Source organism: Acetobacter sp., assembly GCF_047721705.1.
Classification (GTDB): domain Bacteria; phylum Pseudomonadota; class Alphaproteobacteria; order Acetobacterales; family Acetobacteraceae; genus Acetobacter.
Genome location: NZ_JBDNXK010000010.1, coordinates 37,406 through 54,972, shown reverse-complemented (window position 1 = coordinate 54,972; position 17,567 = coordinate 37,406). Strand labels below are relative to the sequence as shown.

The window sequence follows — 17,567 nt, the reverse complement described above, 5'->3', positions numbered from 1 at the left end:
CTGGTGCAATGCCAATCTTCTCTCAATTTCTGTGAAATCATGATATTTTTTCATTAGTTTTATAAATTATTTGTCCTGCGTTTTATTACCTTACCGCGCATCATCAAGCAGCACTTCCGCAGGAACGAACACCTTCACCCTCTTTATCGCTAATGGTGATGGCAAACGATTTACGGAGGCTTTTAACAATAAAAAACAAAGTTAGAATCAATGGATATAGATAAAATCATCAGTTTCATTCTCACCATCATTCCAGCGTCCTATGTGGCGACAACAACTGCAATCATTTCCTTTATCATCGCAACATGTGCCCTCGTTGTGAGATTCTGGAAACCACCTGCACAAGATTCAAAATGGCTTGGATTTTATCATCTTGTCAGTGCGATTGGACAAGCGCGCGGATGGAACACCAGCGCTTATCAGCCGGGCCGGAAAGCCATCATGGTACCTCTGTCACAGGACAGAGGTGAAATTGCTGAAAATCTCGGGATGAAGGTAGACGATACACGTCCATAAACAGTTATTTTTATCGGAATACCTGGTGTCCGGGTTGGACCAGACACCAGATTCCCCTAGTCTTTTCTCACTCGGCTGGAACGTAAACCTTACCGCCAGCCTCACGGAACTCGCGGCTCTTTTCCTCCATCCCAGCGATGCGTTGCGCATCGTCGCGAATATCCTGCGAGATCCGCATCGAGCAGAACTTCGGACCGCACATCGAGCAGAAATGCGCTGTCTTGTGCGCGTCTTTTGGTAGCGTTTCATCATGATAAGCGCGGGCTGTATCCGGATCGAGCGACAGCTTGAACTGGTCTTCCCAACGGAACGAGAAGCGGGCCCGACTCAGAGCATCGTCACGCAGCTTGGCGGATGGATGTCCCTTGGCAAGATCGGCTGCATGGGCTGCAAGTCGATATGTAATCACACCAACTTTCACATCATCACGGTTGGGCAGTCCGAGATGCTCTTTTGGCGTGACGTAGCAGAGCATCGCCGTGCCGAACCAACCGATCATCGCGGCGCCAATAGCGGACGTGATGTGATCGTAACCCGGTGCGATATCTGTCGTTAACGGGCCAAGCGTATAGAAAGGCGCCTCGTGGCATTCCTTCAACTGCTTGTCCATGTTGGCCTTGATCTTGTGCATCGGCACATGACCGGGGCCTTCGATCATCACCTGACAGCCCTTTGCCCAGGCGATTTTCGTCAGTTCACCGAGCGTTTCCAATTCGGCGAACTGTGCGGCATCGTTGGCATCGGAAATTGAGCCCGGACGCAGACCATCACCGAGAGAGAACGAAACGTCATACTTGCGCATGATGTCGCAGATGTCCGCGAAATGCTCGTAGAGGAAGCTCTCGCGGTGTTCCATCAGGCACCAGCTCGCCATGATCGAGCCGCCACGTGAAACGATGCCGGTGACACGCTCGGCGGTCAGCGGAATATGGGCAAGCCGCACACCTGCATGGATGGTGAAGTAATCCACGCCCTGCTCGGCCTGCTCGATCAACGTATCACGGAAGACTTCCCACGAAAGCTTGCTGACATCACCGCCGACTTTCTCAAGCGCCTGATAGAGCGGAACGGTGCCGATTGGCGTCGGGGCGTTGCGCAGGATCCAGTCACGGATGTTGTGGATGTTCCGACCCGTCGAAAGATCCATCACCGTATCCGCACCCCAGCGGATCGACCAGACCAGCTTTTCCACTTCTTCAGCGGCGGAAGATGTGACGGCGGAATTGCCGATATTGGCGTTTACCTTCACAAGGAAATTACGACCAATGATGACTGGCTCAAGTTCCGGGTGGTTTATGTTGGCCGGGATGATGGCGCGCCCACGGGCGATCTCGTCACGCACGAATTCCGGTGTGACGAATTCGGGAATGGCGGCCCCGAAATCCTCACCATCGGCCCGACGTGCCGCCGCGCCTTCAGCAGCTTTCAGCCGACCAAGATTTTCACGATGAGCGACGTAAATCATCTCCTCAGTGATGATCCCGGCGCGCGCGAACTCATACTGCGTGACGTGTTTTGCAGACCCCGCTTCGAGCACCGTATGCGGCGCAGGACACGGATCGACGAGATTGTCGCCGGTCGCGCCGCCATTGTCTTCCGGCTTTACCGTGCGGGGAGTAGCCTTGCTGAAGCCGCGCTTCGCCAGCCATTCCGACCGGACCTTCGGCAACCCTTTGGCCACATCAATGCTGATGTCGGTGTCTGTATAAGGGCCGGAGGTGTCGTACAGCTGTAACGGTGCTTCGTTGGCTGACGGATCAAGAGCGATTTCCCGGAAGGGAACGCGGATTTCAGGATGATTTTCCGGGCTTGAATAGACTTTTCTTGAGCCCCAGATGGGGCCTGTTGTGACATGGCCCGGTGCGGGGGCCTTGGTGTCGGGGCCTTTGGGCGTAATGTGGTTCATGACGACGTCCTCGCGTTCTTGCGAAGAACGGGTCGAGCCGGATGGGTCTACCGTGGGTATGGGGCGCACGGCGCTGCTCGCGACCAGACCAGTCCCTCCGCCGGTACTAACCGGATCAGGTTCCCCAACGCTGATATAAGCGCTGGCAGGGTCGCTGCGCCGTCCTTTGCGGGACATGCAGCCTCTCAGTTCCTTGAGCGGAACCCCCCTTGGTAAACTCATATGGTCGGCAACAAGGGCCATCTGTCAATGAGAAAAGCCCATTCTGCTTTTCCGCTACAAGCCACTTTCATATTTGTGAAAGGAAGTGTTCGTCAGAACAACTTAAAGCGCCGCAATGCTCAGGACAGATATGCGGATTCTCATGGGAGATCATGTCTCTATGACCACGAGAAATATCAGTTTTATGTAAATTGTAGAGGGAAACTGGTGGAGCCAATCGGGATCGAACCGACGACCTCCTGAATGCCATTCAGGCGCTCTCCCAACTGAGCTATGGCCCCACACACAGAGCGACTGTCATATGAAGTCACTCAGGTGGAGGCGCGTATACCCCGTTGAGGTAGGGATGACAAGTCTTCTTGTGGCATTGTCGCGCAATTATCCGCCGACAACGCCAAAATCCCTTAGAGCGGCCAGCAACGGCAACAAGGGAAGCCCCAGAATGGCGGAATGATCGCCTTCTATATGGCTGAAAAGCTGTATCCCAAGCCCTTCCAGCCTATAGGCGCCCACGCATCCCAGAAGCGCTTCGCCTTCACAGGCGAGATAGGCGTGCAGAAACGCATCGGAAAAGGAACGCATCGTCAGGGCTGGGCGTGCCAGATGCGTCCATACGACCTTACCACCCTGATAAAGAACCACTGCACTATAGAGATGATGCGTATGCCCACGCAGGCGCAGAAGTTGCTCCTCCGCCAACTGCAATGAACCGGGTTTGTCGAACCATTCCCCCTCACAGCCAAGCATCTGATCCGCGCCTATAATATATGCAGCAGGATCACCCAGTTCTTTGGCAACGGCTTCTGCCTTGGCCTTGGCCAGCGTCAGGGCAACCTGTGAGATATCGCTGTTCTCTCTGCGGCCTTCTTCCTTGAAATACCCCTCATCAATATCAGCCGTCCGCACAATGAACGGGACCTGACTTTGCCTGAGAAGCGCCTGACGGGCGGTGGACCCGCTGGCCAAAATAAGAGGGGCTTTTTTAGCAAAAAAAGAATGGGACAGTACTTCAGACATGCCAGTACTCGAGTCGATCATTTGCTTTCAGCTTTCTCTGAAGATGTTTTCCGCAGGCACAATGTACTTACACCCCGTGAGTACTTCGGTGAGTACTGTACCGAGTACTTTGTGCGGTACTGGGGTACATGGGGATAGTACGGAGCACCAAGCCCCATAGTACCGAGTACCGTGGACAAAGGGTACAAGCCCCGACACGGTGAGTTGTACACAGCCCGGTTGTGGGGATTTCTGGATAACTCCGAAAAATCCATATTTTCCGAGAGGATAGATTCTGTACACAGTCGGGGAAAACTGGGGTACATTTTTGGAAAGCCGGGTACCCCGTCATACACACCCCCAATAGAAACCTCATCATTTCTTTATTTTCTTTTCTTCGTTAGAGATGGGGCACTGATTGAAAGCGAGTGGCGGACGGATAGTGAGCAGCACACAAGGCACTGACGAAAATCGACGGCTTTTACGCACCCTGAAGGGCGAGGCGATGTGGCCGCCTCCAATCTGGCTCATGCGACAGGCCGGACGTTTCCTGCCGGAATTCAGGGCTCTCAGGGAAAAAGCGGACTTTCTGACGCGCTGCATGACGCCCGAACTTGCAACGGAGATCACGCTTCAGCCGATCCGGCGTTTCGCCATGGATGGCGCAATCCTGTTTTCCGATATTCTCGTCCTGCCATGGGCGATGGGGCAGTCCCTGCAGTTCATCGAGAAACGGGGACCCGTTCTGGAACCGATCCGCAGTGAAGCGGATCTGGCCCGTCTGGACCCGAAGCGCATTGCAGAGCGGACAGCCCCGGTCGCGGAAACGTTGCGACGCGTGCGCAAGGCTCTTGGCGAACAGGTAGGCGCCGCGGCACCGGACACGGTCACGCTGATCGGGTTCGCTGGCGCGCCTTTCACCGTCAGCTGCTACATGGTCGATGGCGGAAGCTCCAAGGAATTTGCCCAGACACGGCTGATGGCTTTCCGCGAACCAGTCCTGTTCGACCGTCTGATCAATCTGCTGATGGAAACAACGGCTTCCATGCTGGCCGATCAGATCGAGGCCGGAGCACAGGCCGTGATGCTGTTCGATTCCTGGTCGGGTTTGTTGCCGCCTCATGAATTCCGGCGGCATGTCATTAATCCTACCCGGCAGATCGTTCAGAGCCTCAAAAGCCGCTATCCCGATGTTCCCGTGATAGGCTTTCCTCGTCTGGCTGGCGTGATGGCGCCGGAATATGCGCGCGAAACCGGTGTGGATGCGATGGCGCTGGATACGGGTGCAGACCTCACAACGATCGCGTCTCAGGTGAGAGACGATCTGGTGTTGCAGGGCAATCTGGACCCGGTGGCTGTGCTGGCGGGCGGTAAAGCCATGATTCGTGAAGCACTGGCCATCCGGGAAGCAGGACGGGGACGCCCGCATGTCTTCAATCTCGGTCATGGAGTCCTGCCCGAAACACCGACGGAACATGTCGGAGAACTCATCGCCGCTTTGAGAACGGTCTGACGATGGTTTCCGCTTTGAAACCTGACGGGCGGCTTGGTCTCATCATTTTCGACTGTGACGGCGTGCTCATCGACAGTGAGGGAACAAGCTGTCGCATCATCGCGCAGTCCGCCCGGGAAGCGGGATTATCCATCAGTGATGAGGAAGCCGTCGGGCGTTTTGGCGGCAAGGCCCTGATGTCGCTGAAAAAAGAAATTGAGGCTCAGTCAGGTCAGTCATTGCCTGAAAACTGGTGCACCACCACGCGCGACCGCTTTGTCGAGTCGTTTCGTGTTTCCGTGGATACAATCGACGGCACGCCTCAGATGCTGCGGGATGTGCAGGCGCTGCGCATTCCGATGCGCGTAGGGTCCAATTCCTCGATGCTGGAAATGGATGCGAAATTCGACGGAAGCGGTCTGTTCGATTTCATTCCCCGTGAACGCATTCATTCCGCCACGGATATGCAGAAGCCCAAGCCATCGCCAGCCGTGTATCTTCATGCCGCTGTCGAGGAAGGTATTCCGCCTGATGAGTGCGTCGTGCTGGAAGACAGTGATACGGGTGCGAAAGCCGCTCTTGAAGCAGGGATGACCTGTGTTCTGCTGCGGGATAAGGCTGAACCTGCCCCGGACTGGCCGGGCCTGATCCGTGTCAGCACTCTTGCAGAGTTCTCCGCTCTACTGCGTCGCACCTTGCAGTCCCAGAGCAAGCAGGCGTCATGATGGACGCGCTGCTGCCGTGGTATCCTTGGATCAAGGCATTTCACGTGATGTCCATCATTGCGTGGATGGCGGGGCTTTTCTACCTGCCCCGACTGTATGTCTATCACTGTCAGGTGCAGGCCGGGTCGGCTGAAAGCGAGCGTTTCAAGATTATGGAGCGGCGTTTGTTGCGTGCGATCACCACGCCGGCAATGATTGCCTCTCTCCTGTTCGGCAGCCTGCTGGTTCTGACGCCCGGCATCATAAACTGGATGGCCGGATGGTGGCACGTGAAGATGGCCTGCCTTGCGGGCATGTTCGTCTTTCACGGTTTCTGCGCACGTTGGCGTTCGGCTTTTGCACGTGATGAAAATCTTCATTCAGAGAAGTTTTATCGCATGGCGAACGAAGTTCCGACCGTGCTCATGATCGTTATAGTGATCATGGTCATTGTAAAACCTTTTTGATTTGTAATGATAATATGCTGCGATCCTTACATTTCGTAGCAAACCTGTGATTTTTTCGTCATGATTTTCATGTGTTCTACCTCCTGACAGCAGATGAGAAGAATCTCTACTGCATAAGAACAGGACGGAGTTCCATGAAGCGTAGTGCATTTTTAATGGCAGCCATGGCGGCCGGTCTTTTCTCAGTCGCTCAGGCGCAGGCTCATGGCCCCATGCCCCCAGCCCCGCCACATTGCGGTGCTCCCTTTCCTTTTCTTGAAGGGGCAGATCTGACCGCCAAGCAGAAGGACGCCGTCAAGGCTATTTTCAAGGAAGACCGCTCTTCCTCAAAAGACATCCGTAAGCAGGATCGTGATCTTCACAAGCAGATCGAGGACCTTCTCCTCGCCCCTGGTAAAGTCGATCAGACCAAGCTGAGTGATCTGCAGAAGCAGGAAGATGATCTGGACGCCAAGCAGAACGCGGCCCGTCTGGAAACAGCGGTCAAGGTGCGCAATGTTCTGACGGCAGAGCAGCTTGCGGCGGTTAAGACCCGGCATGACAAGATTGACGCCCTCATGGCGCAGATCCATGACATCGAACACGATAAAAATGATAACTGATCGTTAGACTTTTGGCCCCGCTTCCAGATCACTGCTGGAAGCGGGGTTTTTGTGCGGGATGATTTTTTACAAAACATCCGGACACAAAAAAGAGGGGAAAGTCCGTCAAGACTTTCCCCTCTTTTCGTAGGAAACAGATGATCTGAGGAATCAGGCGCGCTCAGCCAATCCCAGTTCCCCCGCTATATCGCCGCGTGCAGCAGCCTGTTCGCGCTTGGTCACCTTTTCCAGATGGCGACGTGCTTCAGGAGAGATCGTCAGCGTGAACGTCATCAGAGCGGACAGGACATACAGACCCGAGAAAATCCACACGATACCTTCGATACCGCGCCATGATTCAAACCACGTCACGATAGCCGGACCGACCCAGGTGCTGGCGCCAGCTCCCAGACCCAGAGCCGACAGAGCAGCGGCTTTTTCTTTCGGGCAGATCTGCGGAACAAGCCCCGAGAGCGGCACAAAGGCAGCCAGCGTCGCACCGTAAAGCGCACCAACGATAGCGGCGACCATGAAGTTGCCGGGATACATCTGCGGCACATAGTAGAACGCCGGAACCATGATGGCTGCACCGATGCCACCGCCGAAAGCAACGACCTTACGATGACCGATGCGGTCAGCCGAGATACCGGAAAGCAGGTTCACCAGAATGTTCGAGAGGAACACGATGGAGAGAAGCTGGAGCCACTGCGAGAGGGTAAAGCCGATCACTTTCGTGAAGAAGCTCGGCATGATGACCAGAAACGCATACTCGGATGACGTGTTGATCGTGCGAACGAGCATTGCGATGAAGGTCTTCGGTTCGCGCCACAGGATGCTCAGCGAACTGAAGAATATTTCGGATGGTGCTGCGTCCTTGGTTGCAAGCGGACGGCTGCCGATTGGCTCACGGGTCAGAAGAAGCGCAAGCAGGCCGCCGAAAACCACCAGTCCCAGAGAAGACCAGAACGTGGCCATTTCACCGATGACAGGAATGGCGAAGCTGGCGAACAGCGAGCCGAGGGTGGGCAGGCCACCCGAGAAGGCGAACCAGAACCAGCCAGCTGCGGACCCAAGCTGACGCGGAGGCGTCGCCGCGGCAATCCATACGAGAAATCCATATGTGAACAGCGGATAACCGAAACCACGCAGAGCATAGGCTGTGAGCATCATGGGATAGCTGTTTGTGGCCACACCCATGAGCAGAAACATGACTTCAAACACGGCCCAGAGACCAAGCCCGATCCACATGACCTTTTTCGGGCCCCATAAATCGGAAAGAGGACCGGACAGCCAGGAGGAGATCGAGACCGTTACACCGTAGAGGGTGAACAGCAGGGCAGTGTCGCGCGATGAAACGCCCTGACCTTCGAGATAGGGGGCGAGGTAACCGGCTTCGACACCGTCGCCGATCATGAAGAAAAGAAGACCGACAAAACCCCAGAACAATGGAGCGGGAATGCCGAGCCGGTCGGCAAAGGATGTCGGGGAAGGGGACAGAGTATCTGTCTGTTTCAAGGGGAAAGGTTCCTCTTTACGCAGGCAGCAACAACAGGGAAAGAACTCTGAAGGATAATTCAGAGAAACGTTGCGCGCATGTTCTCCGGATATGTCCTTCGCAGGCATGGAACCGGAATCTTGATGGGTGAAAACGACAATCCGCACAGTGCCGATACAGGATTCCTGACAGAAAGAATGAGTCAGAAAAATCGGGCGGATATCGAAAATGTCCTTTTGGCCAAAGGATGGAATTAAACAACCAGCGGAAATTCACACTGGAATGCACCATATGATAACGGTGGTGGAACCTGCTTTTCTCAAAGCAGAAAAAGGGTCAGCATTGATGCTGACAGGAGAAATTCCATCCATGGATCAGATCGAATCCGATCCATTAAGAAAAATCATTTTTCTCCTTGCAATTGTTTAATCCACTTCAATTTCTCATCAGCCCTTTATCAGCATCACAAGATTTTTTCAAAGATTTTTGTTCCGGATGAAAATGTCCACTATAATGATTTTGTAAAAGTTGTTTTATATTAAGGTTATAACAGTTTTGTAAAATTGTGTTGTGATCGCCTATCGAAGAGACGACGAAACATCTCATCTTTCGATCAGACGCGATCATCAGTGGCGCAAGGAAAGGTCTGGAAAGACAGAGCACTCTGATCTGTAAAAGTGATCACAGGGGCGATCTGTCGCATGCTGCTTCAGACCAGGTGAGGCTTGCGCTTTGGCGCCTTCCGAACCATTTCTCACTCACCGGGATTGCCCTCAAGCAGAAACACTGAAAGAGCCATGCAGGAAATCTACCTCGACAACGCGGCCAGCACTCCGTGTGATGCGCGTGTCATGGCGGTCATGGCGCCTTTGTTTGCAGAAGAATACGCCAATCCGCACAGTGACACGCATGCGCCAGGCAAACGCACTGCCGCTCTGGTTGAAGCGGCGCGGCATGAGGTAGCAGCTCTGATCGGTGCTGGCTCGATGGAGATCATCTTCACGTCCGGCGCGACCGAAGCGAACAATCTTGCGATCAAGGGGGCGGCGCGTTTCCTGAAAAAACAGGGCGACAAGCGTCAGCGCATTGTCACGGTGGCGACTGAACATAAATGCGTTCTGGAAAGTGTGCGGTCTCTGGCGCTGGAAGGGTTCGAGCCTGTCATCCTCGGGGTGGACAGCAATGGGCGCGTTGATCCGGACCGGTTGCGGGAAGCGCTGTCTGTTCCCACCGCACTGGTCAGCATCATGGCGGCTAACAACGAAACCGGTGTGTTGCAGGATTTGCCGACCCTTGGACGGATCGTGAAGGAGGCCGGCGCGCTTTTTCATTCCGATCTCGCGCAGGCGGCAGGGAAAATGGGCATTGATGTCCGGGCGCTTGATCTCGATCTGGCATCCATTTCGGCCCACAAGATGTATGGCCCCAAAGGCGTAGGGGCGCTTTTCGTGCGGCGACGCCCGAGGGTGCGGCTGGAACCTTTGTTCTCTGGCGGTGGGCAGGAGCGCGGCCTGCGCTCCGGCACCCTCCCCGCCATGCTGGTGGCCGGGTTTGGGGAAGCGGCCCGTATCGCCCGCGTGGAAGGACATTCTGACGATGCCCGACTGCGCAAGCTCGCGGCAGACCTCGTAACAGGGCTGGGAGAGCGGCAGATTGCCTGTTCGATCAACGGCGAGGCGGCCCCACGCCTGCCGGGTATTCTCAGCCTCCGCCTGCATGGCGCGCCTGCGCCGAAAGTGATGGAGGCTCTCCCGGAGATGGCTCTGTCCGTTGGCTCGGCCTGTTCCTCGGCAGATCTTGAGCCTTCCTATGTGCTGACGGCCATGGGGCTGGAACCGTCCGAGGCCGCAGAAAGCTTGCGTCTGTCGCCCGGACGCTTTACCACGCCCGCCGATATCGCACGTGCGGCGGCGCTGCTGGCCGGGGCGGTACAACAGGTGAGGGCGTCTGTCGCCCGAGAGTAGAGACTGAGCGAGAATTCCGAATGCCCCACATGATTTTCGTCGAGCCCGATGGTACCGAGCGTACAGTCGATGCACCCGTTGGCCTGTCCGTGTTGGAGATTGCGCACAAGCATGGCGTGGATCTCGAAGGAGCATGCGAAGGCTCCCTCGCCTGCGCGACCTGCCATGTAATCGTCGATCCGTCCTGGGCGCCGAAACTGTCCACCCCGACGGAAGACGAAGAAGATATGCTGGACCTGGCCTTCGGGCTTGAGGCAACATCGCGTCTTGGTTGCCAGATCATCATGAGCGATGCGTTGGACGGGCTGAAAGTCCGCCTGCCACGCAAAAGCTGAGACCGGTTCGGTCCCGTCGGGAAAGCGACGGCGCGGGCCGGACGTTTTCCCGTTGGAAGGGGCCTGACCGTTATGCGTATTCTCGTTGCCATGTCCGGAGGCGTGGACAGTTCGGTGGTCGCCGCGCGCCTTGTGGAGCAGGGCCATGAGGTGATCGGCGCCACTCTCCAGCTTTACGACAGCCGTGGCGCGGCCAAAAAGGGCGCCTGCTGCGCGGGTCGCGACATTCAGGACGCGCGCGAGGTCGCCGAGCGTCTGGGCATTCCCCATTATGTCATCGATGCGGAAGAACGGTTCCGCGACAGCGTGATCGAACGGTTCGCCAACTCCTATGCCAGCGGCGAGACGCCGGTTCCATGCGTGGCCTGCAATCAGGGGGTGAAGTTCACCGATCTGCTGGGGCTGGCCAAGGATATTGGCGCCGACGCCATGGCGACCGGTCATTACGTTCGCCGCGTGGAGGGGCCAGAGGGCGCCGAGATGCATCGTCCCGTCGATGCCGACCGGGACCAGAGCTGGTTCCTGTTCGCCACCACCAGAGAGCAGCTTGACTATCTGCGCTTCCCACTGGGCGAGATGCCGGACAAGCAGGCTGTGCGTGTCGAAGCCGAGCGCTTTGGCCTGCTGGTGGCCGACAAGCCGGACAGTCAGGACATCTGCTTCATTCCCAAGGGCTCCTACTCTGACCTCGTTGAAACGCTCCGACCCGACATGCGCGGCGAAGGCGAGATCGTTGATCGGGACGGTAAGGTGCTTGGGCAGCATGACGGTGTCACACGTTACACGGTCGGACAGACCAAACGGCTGGGCGCGGCTGCGCAGATCGATGGTGAGCGGCAGATGGTGGTGGCCGTCGAGCCGAAAAGGCGTCGTATTGTCGTTGCGCCCCGCACCGGTTCAATGGTGACGACCTGTCATTTACGGGACATGAACTGGCTGATTACGCCGCCAGACGAAGCAAGCGGTGAGACGGTGCGCTGCATGGTCCAGCTCCGTGCGCGGGAGAAGCCGCGTGCGGCGTCCGTGCGTGCGGTTGGAACGGGAGCGGAAGTAGTGCTGGATGAGCCAGCATTGCCCGCGCCGGGGCAGGCCTGCGTGCTTTATGATGGCTCTCGCGTTCTTGGGGGCGGCCTGATCTGTCGCAGTCGTGAGGGAACTTTGAGCTGAGTTGCGTGTCATTCTCGACGCAGGACAAAAAAAACATTACAGTTTGAGCCCGTTTCCCAACCGGACCATGCGAAAAGAATGAACGAACAAACGTCGCACGAAGCCGATTTGCACGATCTTCCAACGCGCATCCTTGTCGTCGAGGATGACGCGGGGATGCGCACCCTCCTCACACGCACGCTTCAGGCGGATGGCTATCGTATCCGTGCCGTTCCGGACGCGCGCTCGATGTGGGAAGCGCTGGAGACGGAAATTGCCGATCTCATCATTCTGGATGTGATGATGCCGGGCATGAACGGTCTCGATCTGTGCCGGGCGCTCCGACAGGGTGGCGTGAAGGGCGGCGTGGAGGATGAGGCGTTCACCCATGTGCCCATCATCATGGTCTCCGCCCGTGGTGAGGAACTGGATCGTGTGCTGGGGCTTGAACTTGGCGCGGATGATTATGTCGCCAAGCCGTTTGGGCAGAAGGAACTGCTGGCCCGCGTTCGCGCCGTATTGCGCAGGGGACAGGCGTCTCCCGTTGCGGCGACGGGACGGCAGCGCAAGGAAATCATCAACTTCGCAGGCTGGTCGCTGGATCTGCGGCGTCGTGAACTTTATGATCCGACGGGCGCGGCAGTGGAAATTTCCGGAGCCGAGCACGACCTGCTGGTCAGTTTCCTCGATAACCCGCAGCGTGTGATCGGGCGTGACCGTCTGCTTGAACTGTCACGCACCCGTCTTGGCGATGTGTCGGATCGCTCCATCGACGTGCTGGTCAGCCGTCTGCGTCGCAAGCTGGGGACGGAGGCTGACAGTCTGATCCGTACCGTCCGGGGACAGGGCTATATTTTCACAGCACCGGTTGAACGGGTCTGAAAACGGGCGTTTCCATGCCCATCGAGATGCCTGTTTCCTTGCCGCGTGAACGCCGCATCCTGCTCTGGCCCAGAGGGCTTATGGGGCGGGTGCTGTTCGTTCTTCTGGCGGCGATCGGCGTCGTTTTTGTCGCAAGCTGGACGCTGTATGAACGCGCCGAAGCGATCATTGAGGACAGTGACCGCTTTGACCTGATCGGCGAACGGCTGGCCACGGATGTGCGTGTGATCGACGGTGCGCCCGCCAGTAGCCGCGCCATGCTTTCGACCATGCTGTCCACGGACGATCTGCGGATTGTCTGGTTTCCGCTTCCGTCTGGACGCGATCTACGGCCTGAAGCCAATGGAATGCTCACGCTGCACAGGCGGCTGGTGAAAGCCAATCCGATACTGGTGCATTTCGATCTGCGTCTTGCGCGTGGGGGACCAGGGCAATGGAACGACATCAGCGGGACGCTCGTGCTTCATGATGGAAGCCAGCTTCTTTTCACCGCACCGGATATTCTGCGCGGTCATATCATCACGCGCGGTGTCGCCACGGCCGCGATTGTGACACTGGCCGTTCTGATGGTCGCGGCCATGCTGGTGCATGCGCTGAGTCTGCCTTTGCGCGGTCTGGCAACCGTTGCGGATACGATTGGCGCGGGCGAGTGGGAGCCACTGGAAGAGAAGGGACCACGGGAAGTCCGTCATCTGGCACACGCCATCAATGCGATGCAGAAGCGGATATCTCAACTGATCGAGGATCGCACCGAAGCTCTCGCTGCCGTTTCGCATGATCTGCGCACGCCTCTGGCCCGCCTGCGACTGCGCGCCGGGTTTCTGGAAGACCGGGAAGCGCAGGAAGCGATCGAAGGCGATATCGACGAAATGGAGGCCATGGTTGACGGCGTGCTGGCCTATCTGTCCGGGGAAAAGAAGCGGGAAGCGGCCCGCTCGATCGATCTTGCGGCCATTCTCGCCACCATCACCGATGATGCCGCGGATCGGGGTGACAACGTCACATATGACGGGCCTGATCGTCTGCCGCTCGTTCTTCCACCTTTGGCCATGAAACGTGTTTTCACAAATCTGGTGGAAAATTCTCTGAACTATGCAGGCTCCGCAGCCATTTCCATGCGGCAGGAAGGAAAGAACGTTATTGTCCGTGTCGACGATAATGGTCCGGGTATTCCCGATACGGAGATCGAGCGCGTCACCACCCCGTTTTATCGCGTGGAAAGCTCCCGTTCACGACGGACAGGCGGCATGGGGCTTGGTCTTGCCATTGTGAAGCGCGAAATCGAACGTGCTGGTGGAGTCTTTTCCCTGTCCAATAGACCGTCTGGTGGTCTGAGAGCGGAGGTGATCCTCCCCGTTCGTTCCGTTTGAGATTTTATCAGTTTCATAAAACTTTTATCGTCAGTTTGGATCATATCCTGTTTTCAAATTAAAAGAGCAGCTTCTCCAGTTTTCAGGCAGATAGGGGAAAACCATGCGTCCTCTGTGGTGAGGGTGCATTGTCAGGCCAGAGGTCTTGTGCAAGATCACTAACTTTGCAAGCAGGTGCTTTGTGGTGAGAGCGAGAGGAGGGAGAAAACATGCCTGACATCCAGCCTCCTGCCCTGCTTTTGCCCGAACCCACCACAGCTCTGGCGGATGGTCTTGTCTGGGCCGTTTTCTGTGGTGCTGAGAGCCGCCCGACCAAGCTGTCGCCGGAGGACGTTGCCAGTTGCCTCAGGGAACCCTCTTTTCCTGCAGATGGCTGGGCCTGGCTTCATTTCGACATTGTCCACACACGCTCCCGCACGCAGGTCGAGGCCATTCCCTCCCTGACCGATGACGCCAAGCAGAATCTGACAAGCACGGAAGGCGGCGCGCGTCTGGAAGCTGAGGATGATCTCGTCTACGGGGCTTTTCCCGCGTTTGATGATGCGCCTTCGGAAGAAGATCGGGATGTCTGCATATGGCGGTTTGCTATGCGGCCCAATCTGCTGATCACCACCCGACGTCATCCTGTTCCCGCATTGGGCGCCGTTTATCGGGAAATTCACAGGGGAAAGGTGCCGGACAATCCGGCGGGTCTCGTTGATATGGCCCTGCTGGAATTTGCCGATACGGCGCGCCGCACCATGTCGCGTCTCGATGATCAGCTTGATCGCGCCGAAGATGTGCTGCTCCTGCGCGACCATGACACCGATCTTGGTCGTATGAGCGGTATGCTGGGACAGGTGCGCAGGCGTTCGACGGAACTGCGGCGGGTGATTGCTCCTATCAATCGTATTTTCAACGATGAGGAACTCGAACTTCCCGAGTGGGCGGAAGATGATCTGCGGGACCGTTCCGAGCGTCAGGTTCATAGCGCGCTCGATGACCTTCTGGCTTTGCAGGATCGCGCGCGCTCGTTGCAGGATGAACTGACGTCCAGTCAGGCGGAAGAAACGAACAGACGGCTTTATCTCGTTTCCGTGGGCACGACACTCATGCTGCCGGCAACGTTCATTACAGGTTTCTTCGGCATGAACACGGGCGGCATGTTTCTGGCCGAACATCCGTGGGGGACCATGGTGGCAGGCGGCCTGTGCTTTTTCATCATGTTCGGCACATGGGTTGGACTGAAAGTGGCCCGCCTGCTCTGAGGGCTTACTGTTTTGGCATGAGTTTCTGCGTCAGATAAACGGCTTCCAGAGAACGCTCATGGGCTACTTCCTCCGCGTTGACGTTACCGGAATGACCGCCTTCGACATCTTCATAATATAGAAAAGGTTTTTTCAGCGCTTCCAGCCGCGCGGCGAAACGACGCGCATGCACCGGTCCGACGCGATCATCTGATGTGGATGTGAAGATAAAAGGTTCCGGGTAAGTTACGGAAGCCTTCAGGTTCTGTAATGGTGAGATGGTCCGGAGGAACCGGGCTTCCTCCGGGTTTTTCATGGAACCATATTCATCGATCCATGATGATCCCGCCGAAAGATTTTCAAAATTTATCATATCGAGAAGAGGAACGCCGATCACCACGGCTTTCCACAGTTCCGGGTGCTGCGTGAAAGCAACGCCCATCAACAGGCCTCCATTCGATCGTCCACGAATACCCAGACTGTCTCTGGATGCGATGCCTCTTTTGAGAATGTCCTGACCGACGGATGCAAAATCATCATATGCTTTCTGACGATGTGTTTTTCTGGCGGCCTCATGCCACTGTGGTCCAAACTCTCCGCCACCCCGAATATTGGCGACCGCATAGCTGCCACCCTGTGAAAGCCAGAGACGACCGAGAACGGCGTCATAAGCGGGTGTCATGGGAATCTGGAAACCACCATATCCTGTTAGCAGCGTTGGATGATGCCCATTGGGTGTCATGCCTTTCTGGCGAACGAGGAAATAGGGAATGGCGGTCCCGTCCTTCGACCGGGCTTCTAACTGTTCGACCGCCAGATTGCTTGTGTCGAAAAGGTCTTTTTCCTGCCGTATCTTTTCCAGTCCTGCCTGACTGGTTCCAACAAGCCATATCTGAGGTGGCTCAAGAAACCCCTCAACTTTCAGAAAGGCGGCGTCGGATTGCTGATCCGTATCGATAATCCGGACGGAGGACATGTCGGGTAGCGGCAGAACGACATGTTGCCACGTGTTGCTGTGTCTATGCAGCACCATGGCGTGTCCACGCACATTCTCCAGATATGTGACAATGATGCTGTTATGCGTCACAGCGGCATCATCAAGCACCTGCCTGTTGTCAGGCGCAAAAAGAACAGTGACGTTTCCGCTTCTGTCCTTGGGGTCGACTGCGATCAGGCTGCCCTGCTTTATTTTATCCATACCGGTTCTGGTCCAGTCTTCACCCAGCGCGAAGACAAGGAGACCGTGAATCATGCCCTTCAGTTCAATTTTTTCCGGCAGAGGCAGCCATTGAAGCGTGCCGGCATTGCGACCCTGAAAAGCTGTGTCCATGCCGGAGAGAATAGCGAACTGGCTTGTAAAGAATGTTGGAGAACGCCGGATGAGGAAAAGGCTGTTGCCGTCCCCATCAGTTATCGTCGCGGGATCGACGGAAACGTCGCTTTTTTCTCCCCGATAGATTTCCAGGGCCTGATCGAACGGCTCATTCCTGATAATGCGCCGTATGACAAAGGGATATCCCGAACTTGTCAGCGTGGCACCCGTGCCGTCCCAGTCACGTCCTGCCAGAAGGGTGTCGCGGTTCACCCATGCGACGGATTGCTTGGCGCGTGGCAGGACAAAGCCGTCGAGAACGAACAGTCGTGCCTGCGTGTCGAATTCCCGCAGTGTCTGTGCGTCTTCTCCGCCATCAGAAAGCGCGACAAGGCAGTATCTGTCTTTCGGTTTGAGACAGTTAGCTCCCTGAAAGACCCAGTTGACATGTTCCTTTTTGGCAAGGGCGTCGACATCGAGTGCGGTCAGCCAGCCCGGCATTTCGGTGCGATAGGAAGCAAGCGTCGTTCTGCGCCATATTCCGCGCGGATGGTGGGCATCCTGCCAGAAGTTCCAGATCTGGCCGCCGAGAAATTCCGGTATATCCAGACGGTTCTTGCTTTGCAGCACTTCAAGCGCCTGTTCGTGAAAAACGGTATAACGCGGATCGGTTTCCAGAGCCGTGACTGTTCTGCGGTTTTGCGCGTCCACCCAGTCCATGGCCTCAGCACCATGAATGTCGCTGAGAAAGGACGGCACCCCCGGCGGAAGAGGTTCGTCGGCTTTTGCCGCATTGTGCCCTGTCGCCAGCATCAACGCACCGGTAACAGCGCTGGTGAGCAGAAAGCGGGGGCGTTTCAGTGGTGTGAAATGTCCGGATCGAAAAGGTCTGGCAGTCATGAAAAAGCATGTCCGAATGCGATGTGACAATCAGACCTCAGTAGCACGTCTGC

Annotated in this window: 16 protein-coding genes and 1 tRNA gene; 12 read left to right on the top strand and 5 right to left on the bottom strand. The window is 56.4% G+C overall.

Annotated elements, in window-relative coordinates; translation table 11 throughout:
• Window positions 1-210 precede the first annotated feature (210 nt).
• Window positions 211-516, top strand: coding sequence for a hypothetical protein (locus tag ABF824_RS03165; protein WP_415486384.1), 306 nt, complete (start codon window positions 211-213; stop codon window positions 514-516).
• A gap of 67 nt (window positions 517-583) precedes the next feature.
• Here ABF824_RS03165 and thiC read toward each other — a convergent pair whose 3' ends face one another.
• From thiC to ABF824_RS03150, 3 genes are all read right to left on the bottom strand, one after another.
• Complete coding sequence (thiC, locus tag ABF824_RS03160; RefSeq protein ID WP_415486390.1) at window positions 584-2,422, bottom strand: phosphomethylpyrimidine synthase ThiC; 1,839 nt, start codon at window positions 2,420-2,422, stop codon at window positions 584-586.
• Window positions 2,423-2,849: 427 nt separating this feature from the next.
• Window positions 2,850-2,925: transfer RNA gene (locus ABF824_RS03155), tRNA-Ala, on the bottom strand.
• A 97-nt stretch (window positions 2,926-3,022) separates the two neighbouring features.
• Window positions 3,023-3,661: a Maf family protein gene (locus ABF824_RS03150; protein ID WP_415486383.1), complete on the bottom strand. Its 639-nt coding sequence runs from the start codon at window positions 3,659-3,661 to the stop codon at window positions 3,023-3,025.
• Window positions 3,662-4,082: 421 nt separating this feature from the next.
• On the opposite strand from ABF824_RS03150, the gene hemE reads away from it, so the two are divergent.
• From hemE to ABF824_RS03130, 4 genes are all read left to right on the top strand, one after another.
• Window positions 4,083-5,153, top strand: coding sequence for a uroporphyrinogen decarboxylase (gene hemE / locus ABF824_RS03145; protein WP_415486382.1), 1,071 nt, complete (start codon window positions 4,083-4,085; stop codon window positions 5,151-5,153).
• 2 nt (window positions 5,154-5,155) lie between these two features.
• Window positions 5,156-5,857 (top strand): HAD family hydrolase, encoded by a 702-nt coding sequence (locus ABF824_RS03140; RefSeq protein WP_415486381.1) that lies wholly within the window; start codon window positions 5,156-5,158, stop codon window positions 5,855-5,857.
• Window positions 5,854-6,303 carry a protoporphyrinogen oxidase HemJ gene (gene hemJ, locus ABF824_RS03135; RefSeq protein WP_415486380.1) on the top strand — a complete coding sequence of 150 codons (450 nt, stop codon included), beginning with the start codon at window positions 5,854-5,856 and terminating at the stop codon, window positions 6,301-6,303. Before ABF824_RS03140 ends, hemJ begins: the two co-directional genes overlap by 4 nt.
• Window positions 6,304-6,437: 134 nt before the next feature.
• Entirely contained in the window at window positions 6,438-6,905 is a 468-nt protein-coding gene (locus tag ABF824_RS03130; RefSeq protein WP_415486379.1) for a Spy/CpxP family protein refolding chaperone, read from the top strand.
• A gap of 150 nt (window positions 6,906-7,055) precedes the next feature.
• Here ABF824_RS03130 and ABF824_RS03125 read toward each other — a convergent pair whose 3' ends face one another.
• Window positions 7,056-8,399 (bottom strand): MFS transporter, encoded by a 1,344-nt coding sequence (locus tag ABF824_RS03125; RefSeq protein WP_415486378.1) that lies wholly within the window; start codon window positions 8,397-8,399, stop codon window positions 7,056-7,058.
• Window positions 8,400-8,607: 208 nt separating this feature from the next.
• On the opposite strand from ABF824_RS03125, the gene ABF824_RS03120 reads away from it, so the two are divergent.
• The 7 genes from ABF824_RS03120 to ABF824_RS03090 all read left to right on the top strand — a co-directional run bounded on the left by ABF824_RS03120 (window position 8,608) and on the right by ABF824_RS03090 (window position 15,323).
• Complete coding sequence (locus tag ABF824_RS03120) at window positions 8,608-8,808, top strand: hypothetical protein (protein ID WP_415486377.1); 201 nt, start codon at window positions 8,608-8,610, stop codon at window positions 8,806-8,808.
• A gap of 368 nt (window positions 8,809-9,176) precedes the next feature.
• Window positions 9,177-10,343 (top strand): cysteine desulfurase family protein, encoded by a 1,167-nt coding sequence (locus ABF824_RS03115; RefSeq protein ID WP_415486376.1) that lies wholly within the window; start codon window positions 9,177-9,179, stop codon window positions 10,341-10,343.
• Between the two features lie 20 nt (window positions 10,344-10,363).
• Complete coding sequence (locus tag ABF824_RS03110) at window positions 10,364-10,678, top strand: ferredoxin family 2Fe-2S iron-sulfur cluster binding protein (RefSeq protein WP_415486375.1); 315 nt, start codon at window positions 10,364-10,366, stop codon at window positions 10,676-10,678.
• A 72-nt stretch (window positions 10,679-10,750) separates the two neighbouring features.
• Window positions 10,751-11,845, top strand: a complete 1,095-nt coding sequence (gene mnmA / locus ABF824_RS03105; protein WP_415486374.1) for a tRNA 2-thiouridine(34) synthase MnmA — start codon at window positions 10,751-10,753, stop codon at window positions 11,843-11,845.
• A gap of 78 nt (window positions 11,846-11,923) precedes the next feature.
• Window positions 11,924-12,706 (top strand): response regulator, encoded by a 783-nt coding sequence (locus ABF824_RS03100; RefSeq protein ID WP_415486373.1) that lies wholly within the window; start codon window positions 11,924-11,926, stop codon window positions 12,704-12,706.
• Window positions 12,707-12,720: 14 nt separating this feature from the next.
• Entirely contained in the window at window positions 12,721-14,076 is a 1,356-nt protein-coding gene (locus tag ABF824_RS03095) for an ATP-binding protein (protein ID WP_415486372.1), read from the top strand.
• A 209-nt stretch (window positions 14,077-14,285) separates the two neighbouring features.
• Window positions 14,286-15,323 (top strand): transporter, encoded by a 1,038-nt coding sequence (locus ABF824_RS03090; RefSeq protein ID WP_415486371.1) that lies wholly within the window; start codon window positions 14,286-14,288, stop codon window positions 15,321-15,323.
• A gap of 4 nt (window positions 15,324-15,327) precedes the next feature.
• On the opposite strand, the gene ABF824_RS03085 is transcribed toward ABF824_RS03090, so the two are convergent.
• On the bottom strand, window positions 15,328-17,514 hold the full coding sequence (locus tag ABF824_RS03085) for a prolyl oligopeptidase family serine peptidase (protein WP_415486370.1): 2,187 nt from the start codon (window positions 17,512-17,514) through the stop codon (window positions 15,328-15,330).
• Window positions 17,515-17,567 lie beyond the last annotated feature (53 nt).

Excerpts from the sequence above, each read along its gene's own strand:
- ABF824_RS03165 (WP_415486384.1), top strand. The coding sequence starts at position 211 with ATGGATATAGATAAAATCATCAGTTTCATTCTCACCATCATTCCAGCG.
- thiC (WP_415486390.1), bottom strand. The coding sequence starts at position 2,422 with ATGAACCACATTACGCCCAAAGGCCCCGACACCAAGGCCCCCGCACCG.
- ABF824_RS03150 (WP_415486383.1), bottom strand. The coding sequence starts at position 3,661 with ATGTCTGAAGTACTGTCCCATTCTTTTTTTGCTAAAAAAGCCCCTCTT.
- ABF824_RS03140 (WP_415486381.1), top strand. The coding sequence starts at position 5,156 with ATGGTTTCCGCTTTGAAACCTGACGGGCGGCTTGGTCTCATCATTTTC.
- hemJ (WP_415486380.1), top strand. The coding sequence starts at position 5,854 with ATGATGGACGCGCTGCTGCCGTGGTATCCTTGGATCAAGGCATTTCAC.
- ABF824_RS03130 (WP_415486379.1), top strand. The coding sequence starts at position 6,438 with ATGAAGCGTAGTGCATTTTTAATGGCAGCCATGGCGGCCGGTCTTTTC.
- ABF824_RS03120 (WP_415486377.1), top strand. The coding sequence starts at position 8,608 with ATGTCCTTTTGGCCAAAGGATGGAATTAAACAACCAGCGGAAATTCAC.
- ABF824_RS03115 (WP_415486376.1), top strand. The coding sequence starts at position 9,177 with ATGCAGGAAATCTACCTCGACAACGCGGCCAGCACTCCGTGTGATGCG.
- ABF824_RS03110 (WP_415486375.1), top strand. The coding sequence starts at position 10,364 with ATGCCCCACATGATTTTCGTCGAGCCCGATGGTACCGAGCGTACAGTC.
- mnmA (WP_415486374.1), top strand. The coding sequence starts at position 10,751 with ATGCGTATTCTCGTTGCCATGTCCGGAGGCGTGGACAGTTCGGTGGTC.
- ABF824_RS03100 (WP_415486373.1), top strand. The coding sequence starts at position 11,924 with ATGAACGAACAAACGTCGCACGAAGCCGATTTGCACGATCTTCCAACG.
- ABF824_RS03095 (WP_415486372.1), top strand. The coding sequence starts at position 12,721 with ATGCCCATCGAGATGCCTGTTTCCTTGCCGCGTGAACGCCGCATCCTG.
- ABF824_RS03090 (WP_415486371.1), top strand. The coding sequence starts at position 14,286 with ATGCCTGACATCCAGCCTCCTGCCCTGCTTTTGCCCGAACCCACCACA.
- ABF824_RS03085 (WP_415486370.1), bottom strand. The coding sequence starts at position 17,514 with ATGACTGCCAGACCTTTTCGATCCGGACATTTCACACCACTGAAACGC.